Raw genomic sequence first — 7,163 nt, 5'->3', positions numbered from 1 at the left:
TGCAACGTGATTGATATGAAACCCATTCCCTCCGACTTTCTAAACAGCCTCTAAGTGCGTCCGCGCCTCGTTATTGCTCGTTGCGATCGCCATCGCCGTCGCATTATCAGGCTGCCCGCTCACGGTGAATCTGAACGTTTCAGCCGAAAAACCGATTCCCGTTTACCTGATTGTCGATAAGCCGGTCGAGGTGAGTGTCGATGCCGACCTCGCGGTCACCAAGCTACCGCCGATACATGCCGATGCCAACGTCAGCGTTGACAAGCTGCCGCCGATACAGGTCGATCTGTAGGACGCATTAGCACTCGCGGAGAGATCTAGGATTGCTGATGGCAAACGACCGAGTCGTCTTCAGCTTCTTCGGCGATCCGACTAGACACGCCCTCCATGCAGCAACTCCTCTACGAAACCGAGGTGTGGACGATCAACGACCCTGATGTGTTCGGCGAAGAACTCGCCGAGCCGGCCTACGCAGAAGCCGGTCGCATCGCGGCGGTTTTACTCACCGCCCGCAGGGTAAGGTCGTAAAGATCATTGGTCATCGTCCGCCTGCGGGCATGGCCACGGATCTGACTATTTCGGGCCGCCTTTAGCGTTCTCCATCAAGCCCTTGGGCTCCTGCTTGGTCTTCTTCGCATTCCGCTTCTCTTTCAGCGTCAGGCCGGGTTTCTTCTTCGTTTCTTTGTTGCTTTGTCGTTCTTTGGTCATGGCATGCGCTCCGGACAGGGTGGAGTGGCGGGTGAATCGGCGCCAATGGCCACCGCCGGGCCCGAGGACCCGATCGATGGCCGGCTTGGTGGCTGGCTTAGTGTCAGGCTCGGTCTATTTGCTTGCGGGTGCGGCATCCTTGTTGGAGCTGAAATCCAAGAGCGCGTAGACCACGCAGAACCTGAGATAGGCGGTGCCGAGCAGCACCACGCCAATCAGACCGGCGATCCAGCCGCCGCCGATAAAGGCGCCGACGAGCAGGAGGGCGCCGACAATCGTTCGAATCAGGCGGTCGGTGTTGCCGATGTTGTGGTTGTTGAGATCAAAATTCATGACGAATGCTCCGGTGGTTGATGATCGATCCTGGCCTACAAGCCGGATCGGCCGAGGGTGAAGTTGGTCACTGCCGCAACCGTCTCCTGGTGGGTTGTTGGGTTGCGGTTTCAGGTCTTGCGTTGCGCGATACAGTGCTGGACGGCGGGAATATCGATGTTGTAGCTGGCAAGCTCGTGGTCGATGGCTTCCAGGTGATAGCGGTCGGTCTCACTTTGACTGCGCCGGTATGACATGGCGATTTTGCGGCGTTTGCGAATCAATTCCTTGACCGGTGAGACACGACGCTCGATCGAGTCCGCGCTTGGGCGGTTGGGCCGAAGTGGTGGGCTTTGCTGGATTGGAGTCTTGCCTAATCGGGCCATCGCCACGCTCCTAGTGCTACATGTCCTCTTTGACGTCTCGCGCCGCTCCGCTAAGGGCATCGCCGCCGCTCTGGATATCCTGGCCCGCGCCTTCCATGGTGTTGCAGCCGGAGAGTCCACCGATCGCAATCAGCAGCACCAGCGTTAGTAGGAGTTTGGTCATCACTTTTGCCTCTTATCGTGGCCAGTCGTTGGCGTGTTGCCAGTCATGGCGTTCGCCCGGTTGTGATCAACTCTATGTCAAGCGGCCTAGCCCTGACTGTGCGCTAGCGAACTTAGCGCCTGAAATCGCGGCCGCTGGCCGGCATCCTCATCGCTGCCAGCGTACAATCGTCCTCGATCGACCATCCACTCAGCCGAGGGAGTCCCAAAGATGGCACTCGTGAGTTCGACCCCAGCATGGCAGGCCCTAGAACGGCATTGGCAGCAGATGCGCTCGCTGCACATGCGCGAGCTGTTCGCCGATGATCCAGCGCGCGCCGAGCGCATGACCGCTGATGCCGCCGGGCTGCATCTGGATTTCTCCAAGCATCTCGCCACCGACGAGACGCTGCGGCTGCTCTTCGATCTCGCGCGCGCGGTCGACCTCGAGCACTGGCGCGAGCGCATGTTCACCGGCGAGCAGATCAACCTCAGCGAGGATCGGGCCGTGCTGCACACGGCGCTGCGCAACCGTACCGACGTGCGCACGCTGGTCGACGGCGAGGATGTGATGCCGGCGGTCGACGGGGTGCTCGCGCGCATGCGGGACTTCAGCGAGCGGGTGCGCTCGGGCGAGTGGAAGGGACATACCGGCAAGGCCATCACCGATGTGGTCAACATCGGCATCGGCGGCTCCAACCTGGGGCCGAAGATGGTCTGCGAGGCGCTCAAGCCCTATCAGTCCGATCAGCTGCGACCACACTTTGTCTCGAATGTCGACGGGACCCATCTGGCCGAGACGGTGCGGGGCCTGAACCCAGAGACCACGCTGTTCATTGTCGCCTCCAAGACCTTCACCACGCAGGAGACCATGACCAATGCCCAGAGCGCGCGGCACTGGCTGGTCGAGGCGCTCGGTGATGACAAGGCGGTGCGTAACCACTTCGTTGCCGTCTCCACCAACACCGAGAAGGTGGCCGAGTTCGGCATCGATACCGATCAGATGTTCGCGTTCTGGGATTGGGTCGGCGGGCGTTACTCGCTCTGGTCGGCGATCGGGCTGCCGATCGCGATCGCGGTTGGCTTCGATCGCTTCGCCGAGCTGCTGGCCGGCGCCCACGAGATGGATGTGCACTTCCGCTCGGCGCCGCTAGAGCGGAACCTGCCGGTGATCCTGGGGCTGCTCGGGGTCTGGTACATCAATTTCGCCGGCGCCAGGACCCACGCGATCCTGCCCTACGACCAATATCTGCAGTACTTCTCGGCCTATTTCCAGCAGGGCGACATGGAGAGCAACGGCAAGCATGTGACCCGTGAGGGCGAGCGCGTCGATTACAGCACCGGCCCGGTAGTCTGGGGCCAGCCCGGCACCGATGGCCAGCATGCGTTCTACCAGCTCATCCATCAGGGCACCGAGCTGATCCCGAGTGACTTCATCGCGCCGATCAAGAGCCACAACCCGCTCGGCAATCACCATGATCTGCTGATTGCCAACTGCTTGGCGCAGACCGAGGCGCTGATGCGCGGGCGCACGCTGCAAGAGGCGAAGGAGGAGATGATCGCCGCTGGGGCCTCGGAGGCCGAGGCCGATCGGCTGGCGCCGCAGCGTCAATTTGACGGCAACCGGCCGACCAACACGCTCCTGCTGGAACAGATCACGCCGCACAGCTTGGGGGCGTTGATCGCGCTCTACGAGCACAAGATCTTCACCCAGGGCATCATCTGGGGCATCAACTCATTCGATCAGTGGGGGGTCGAGCTGGGCAAGAAGCTCGCCAACGTCATCATCGACGAACTCGAGGCCGGCGAAGTCAGTGCGGATCACGATGCCTCGACTGCGGCGTTGCTAGGTTATTTTCTCGCGCGTCGTTAAAATTCGCGCTCAATGCCAACGAGAAGGCCCTGATTGGACAGCTGTAACCCGAGGACCACATCAATGACCGATGAGACCGATTTCACCTATCTTCGCCATTCACCCCTGACCGCCGGGCTCACCGATGATCAGGTCTCTATCTTGGCGGGTATTGCCTACTGCCGGCGACTGGCCGATCAGGAGGTGCTGATCGCGGAGGGCAACGTCGAGAATAGTCTGCATATCATTGCCGAGGGCGGCATCGCCGTGACCCGGGATATTGGTAAGGGCGAGTTCACCACCATCCATGTGCTCCACACCGGTGATCTCGCCGGTGAGCTGGGCTTCATCAGCGGCCAGCCGCATACCGCGACGCTGCGCTCGTTGGGCCGCACCCAGGTTTGTAGTCTCGAGCGGAGCGCCTTCGAGTCGCTGCTCGAGAAAGACCCTTGGCTGGTCTATAACGTGATGCGCAACATCATCCAGGTGAGCCAGGACATCCTGCGCCGGATGAATGCCCAGTATGTGGAACTCACCAAGTATGTCTATCGCTCGCACGCGGTGTTCTGAACCGGCGTTCCGAGTCGCGTCAGTCGGGCTCGGAGACCTCGCGTAGACCCAGCGCGGAGAGGGCGGCGGCGAGCGATGCGATGCCGAGCACCAGGATCACGAAGGCGGTGCCGTAGAGATCGCCGAGCAGCCCGATGAGTCCCCCGGCCAGCATCGCGAGGCCGATCACGGTGTTGCTGACCGCGACCATCGAGGCGCGGGTCTCGCTGCTGGCCATGTCGACCAGATAGACCTTGCGCCCGAGTCGCACCCCGGCATGCGCGATGCCGAGCAACAGGAACAGCAGGCCGAAGCCGAGCCCCGTCAGCAGCGGGGCGGCGAAGTGTTCCAGCGCCCAGGTCAGGATGCCGAGCAGACCGGCGAGGGCGGCCGCGATGACCATCACCAGCCGCGCCGAGCGGTCGCTGAAGCGGCCCCAAAGCGGGGCGCTGAGGCTGTTGGCCAAGCCGCTGGCGATGATCAGCAAGCCGAGCGCGCCGAGGTCGCCGCCGCTGTCCTGCTCCGCCAGGAGCACATAGAAGGGCGGCGCGAGTGCGACGCTCAGCAGTGCGGTGCGCACCAGCACGAAATAGCGGAAGGTCGCATTGGTGCGCAGCAGGCCGATGCTGTCGAGGGCGGCGCTGAGGGCATTGCCGCCGCCCTCGGTGGCGCCCGGCTGTTCGCGGATCAGCACGAAGACGCCGGCGGCGAGGGCGAACAACACCGCAGCGCCGCCGAGCAGCAGGATGAAGAGCAGGCTGCTGCTGTCACCATTGTCGATGAACTGCAGCGCGAGGCCGAGCGCCAGCGTCAGCGCGCCGGCGATCCCGGCCGCGAGACCCATCAGGTGGCCACGCCGCGCCTTGGAGACGGTCTTGCCCAGCACGTCCTTGGCTGAGACCGAGCAGAGCCCGCGCATGAGACTGAACAGCACCAGGAGCCCGACGATGATCCAGCCGGCGAGGGCGCCGGTGAAGGTCGCCGCAGCCAGCGCCATCAAGGCCAGCGCGATGGCCGAGGCGAGAGACCCGATGATCCAGACCCATTTGCGCACCGGGAGGCGGCGGATCGTGGCCGCAACGGCCAATTGCGGGAGCAGCACCCCGGCCTCGCGGATCGGTACCAGCAGGCCGACGATCAGCGCCGGCGCGCCGAGCCAACCGATCAGCCAGGGCAGCACCAGCTTGGCGCTGGCCAGTTCATCGGCGACCTTAGTCAAGAGATTGGCGAGCAGATAGGCAAAGAAGTTGCGCGGTTGGTCGTTGCAAGATTCGCTCGGGATGTCCTTGCAGACGCGCGCATCCTCGTCGCCGGTGATCAGGTCGTAGAGGCTGTCGATGGGCGATTGACGCTGCTGAGGCGCTTGGAGGGCTTGCGTCGAGTCGATGGACTGTTCGTTCATGGCTAGCGGTGACTGCGAAAAAACATCCTTGCGTGACGAGCACAGAGGCCCACTTGAGGAAAAGAAACCCAGCGCTTGCGGCGGCGCTCGCAAGGCCCATCATCCGAGACTGGTCAGCGGAGGTGCAACCTTGGTCAAGGCAGAAGCCAGTATCGAGATCGAACGGTCTCCGGCGTTGGTCTACCGCTTCATCGCGGAGGATTTCGCGCTGAATTATCCGCGTTGGTCACCTGAGGTCAAAGAGCTGGAGATCAACACCCAGGGTCCGCTGCGCGTTGGCAGTGTCGGGCGCCAGGTGCGGGTCGATCAGGGGCGGCGCACCGAGTCGGTGTTTCGCATCACCCAGATGGAGCCTCCGCAGCGGCTGACCTTCGAGAGCAACGCGCCGAATTTCCTCGTCGATTATCGCATTGTGCCCCAGGCCGAGGATCGCACCCAGCTCACCTTTACCTTCGAACTCAGGCGCTTGGAGCTGATCATGCGCCCGTTCGAGAAGCTGATCCGATACGCGGTGCAAGAGGGCGCCCAACGCAACGTGCGCACCCTGAAACGGCTGATCGAGTCCGAGCAGGAGAGGGTTTCTTGAGTGCGGCGCCGAGAGTGTGGTTGCCTGGACGTGACAGGCGATCTGCCTGGCGATCAGCGCGCGCGTCGAGACCGGCGCCAGGCCAGCCCGGCGAGCAGCAGCGCGCCGAGCAGGCCGGCAAGCCAGGGCCAATGTGCGAGCAGCCAGGGCGGCTTGGGCGCTGACCGGGTTGGCGCGGTGCCGGCGCTCGGCTCTAGCCTGTCGGTGCTGCCCGCGCGCTGCCAAGCCGGTGTCGGCCGGCGCGATGTGGAGTCGAGTTCGGCCACTTGCAGCTGCGATGCGGGCAGGCTGGCGCGCTCCCAACCTGCGGTCTCGACGTTCCACCACGCCAGCGTCACCTTGGGCAGCTCATAGAGACCGGGCTCGGCACTGCCGAGGGTTATGCGCTCACTGCGATAACCGGTGACGCCGTCTGCTCCGTACTGGTTCCAGAGTCGCGGCGCGTCTGCGTGCATCTGGAGCTGAAACGGGACCGACGGTTGGATCGGCGGCAGATCCTCGGCGCGCAGCCCCACGGCCTTCAGCGTGAGCATGCGCTCGATGACCTGCCCCGGCGCCAGGCGGACCAGGGCAGGGCCAGCCTCGCTCAGGCTGAGCGCAGTCGCTGGGAGCCAGGGGGGGGCTTCTGAGGCCGAATCGGGAGCCGTATGCGGTGCCGTATCGTCAGCCGCATCCGAGGTTGCATGCGGGGCCGCATCGGGAGTCGCATCCAAGGTTGCGCCCGGGGGCGGAGCGGGCGCCACTTCGATCTCGATGGCGTCCGAGCGCCGCTCTTGGGGGCCGTCCGTGCCCGGCCACCAGCCGGAAAAGATCGCCGGCGGGATCTCGAGTCGACCCGCGTGACGCGGAAACAGCGCATAGCGATGCTCGTGGACCCAGGATTTGGAACCGTCGTCGCTGCCGCCGAGTGTTGGATCGCTCCGGTGGTCTTCGCCGAGCCGGCGGTCCTTGCCGATACGGCGGTCTTCGCCGAGGCGCAGCAGATCGGCGCTGTCGAGTCGAGGCGGGATCAGTCGTCCCGGCGGTAATGGACCCTCACCGATGATGAGGATGCGGAGTAGGATCTGCTGGCCGACGATGACCGCTTGCCGGTCGGTGCTTGCCTCGACGCGCACTGTCTCGCGGGTGGCGAGCGGAGCGCCAGCCCGCTCGGTCTCGGACGCGTCGGCGCCAAGCGGTGCTAGCAGCAGCGAGGCGAGCATCAGGATGGCCAAACCTGTTCTGGTG

General features: G+C 63.9%; 11 protein-coding genes. 5 read left to right on the top strand and 6 right to left on the bottom strand.

The genetic code is table 11. The annotated features are described in order from the left end of the window. The first annotated feature begins 73 nt into the window (after positions 1–73). Both AC54T3_RS15380 and AC54T3_RS15375 read left to right on the top strand, forming a co-directional pair. The gene (locus AC54T3_RS15380; protein ID WP_496626135.1) at positions 74–292 is read left to right on the top strand and encodes a hypothetical protein; all 219 of its coding nucleotides are present in this window, start codon (positions 74–76) and stop codon (positions 290–292) included. Between the two features lie 95 nt (positions 293–387). Further along, entirely contained in the window at positions 388–528 is a 141-nt protein-coding gene (locus AC54T3_RS15375; RefSeq protein ID WP_496626133.1) for a hypothetical protein, read from the top strand. A 45-nt stretch (positions 529–573) separates the two neighbouring features. Here the strand turns inward: AC54T3_RS15375 and AC54T3_RS15370 are convergent, their stop codons facing one another. The 4 genes from AC54T3_RS15370 to AC54T3_RS15355 all read right to left on the bottom strand — a co-directional run bounded on the left by AC54T3_RS15370 (position 574) and on the right by AC54T3_RS15355 (position 1,569). Next, complete coding sequence (locus tag AC54T3_RS15370; RefSeq protein ID WP_496626132.1) at positions 574–708, bottom strand: hypothetical protein; 135 nt, start codon at positions 706–708, stop codon at positions 574–576. Positions 709–822: 114 nt separating this feature from the next. Next, positions 823–1,041: a YgaP family membrane protein gene (locus AC54T3_RS15365; RefSeq protein WP_496626130.1), complete on the bottom strand. Its 219-nt coding sequence runs from the start codon at positions 1,039–1,041 to the stop codon at positions 823–825. Positions 1,042–1,151: 110 nt separating this feature from the next. Then, positions 1,152–1,406: a hypothetical protein gene (locus AC54T3_RS15360; RefSeq protein ID WP_496626128.1), complete on the bottom strand. Its 255-nt coding sequence runs from the start codon at positions 1,404–1,406 to the stop codon at positions 1,152–1,154. A 16-nt stretch (positions 1,407–1,422) separates the two neighbouring features. Next, positions 1,423–1,569 carry an entericidin A/B family lipoprotein gene (locus AC54T3_RS15355; protein WP_496626126.1) on the bottom strand — a complete coding sequence of 49 codons (147 nt, stop codon included), beginning with the start codon at positions 1,567–1,569 and terminating at the stop codon, positions 1,423–1,425. A 210-nt stretch (positions 1,570–1,779) separates the two neighbouring features. On the opposite strand from AC54T3_RS15355, the gene pgi reads away from it, so the two are divergent. Further along, on the top strand, positions 1,780–3,420 hold the full coding sequence (pgi, locus tag AC54T3_RS15350) for a glucose-6-phosphate isomerase (RefSeq protein WP_496626125.1): 1,641 nt from the start codon (positions 1,780–1,782) through the stop codon (positions 3,418–3,420). 63 nt (positions 3,421–3,483) lie between these two features. Beyond that, positions 3,484–3,969, top strand: coding sequence for a cyclic nucleotide-binding domain-containing protein (locus AC54T3_RS15345; RefSeq protein ID WP_496626123.1), 486 nt, complete (start codon positions 3,484–3,486; stop codon positions 3,967–3,969). A gap of 19 nt (positions 3,970–3,988) precedes the next feature. Here AC54T3_RS15345 and AC54T3_RS15340 read toward each other — a convergent pair whose 3' ends face one another. Next, a complete protein-coding gene (locus AC54T3_RS15340) occupies positions 3,989–5,350 on the bottom strand; it encodes an MFS transporter (RefSeq protein ID WP_496626121.1) in 1,362 nt (453 codons plus the stop codon). 130 nt (positions 5,351–5,480) lie between these two features. Between AC54T3_RS15340 and AC54T3_RS15335 the strand changes: the two genes are divergently transcribed. Then, a complete protein-coding gene (locus tag AC54T3_RS15335; protein WP_496626119.1) occupies positions 5,481–5,936 on the top strand; it encodes an SRPBCC family protein in 456 nt (151 codons plus the stop codon). A 53-nt stretch (positions 5,937–5,989) separates the two neighbouring features. Here AC54T3_RS15335 and AC54T3_RS15330 read toward each other — a convergent pair whose 3' ends face one another. After that, entirely contained in the window at positions 5,990–7,150 is a 1,161-nt protein-coding gene (locus AC54T3_RS15330) for a BatD family protein (protein WP_496626118.1), read from the bottom strand. Positions 7,151–7,163 lie beyond the last annotated feature (13 nt).

This window comes from Halochromatium sp. NSM3 (genome assembly GCF_059621085.1).
The sequence above is the reverse complement of the archived record's forward strand: the minus strand, read 5'-3'. Positions and strand labels throughout refer to the sequence as shown.

What these genes read in the sequence shown, in the direction of transcription:
- AC54T3_RS15375 (WP_496626133.1), top strand. Translation starts at nt 388, where the DNA reads ATGCAGCAACTCCTCTACGAAACCGAGGTGTGGACGATCAACGACCCT.
- AC54T3_RS15370 (WP_496626132.1), bottom strand. Translation starts at nt 708, where the DNA reads ATGACCAAAGAACGACAAAGCAACAAAGAAACGAAGAAGAAACCCGGC.
- AC54T3_RS15365 (WP_496626130.1), bottom strand. Translation starts at nt 1,041, where the DNA reads ATGAATTTTGATCTCAACAACCACAACATCGGCAACACCGACCGCCTG.
- AC54T3_RS15360 (WP_496626128.1), bottom strand. Translation starts at nt 1,406, where the DNA reads ATGGCCCGATTAGGCAAGACTCCAATCCAGCAAAGCCCACCACTTCGG.
- AC54T3_RS15355 (WP_496626126.1), bottom strand. Translation starts at nt 1,569, where the DNA reads ATGACCAAACTCCTACTAACGCTGGTGCTGCTGATTGCGATCGGTGGA.
- pgi (WP_496626125.1), top strand. Translation starts at nt 1,780, where the DNA reads ATGGCACTCGTGAGTTCGACCCCAGCATGGCAGGCCCTAGAACGGCAT.
- AC54T3_RS15345 (WP_496626123.1), top strand. Translation starts at nt 3,484, where the DNA reads ATGACCGATGAGACCGATTTCACCTATCTTCGCCATTCACCCCTGACC.
- AC54T3_RS15340 (WP_496626121.1), bottom strand. Translation starts at nt 5,350, where the DNA reads ATGAACGAACAGTCCATCGACTCGACGCAAGCCCTCCAAGCGCCTCAG.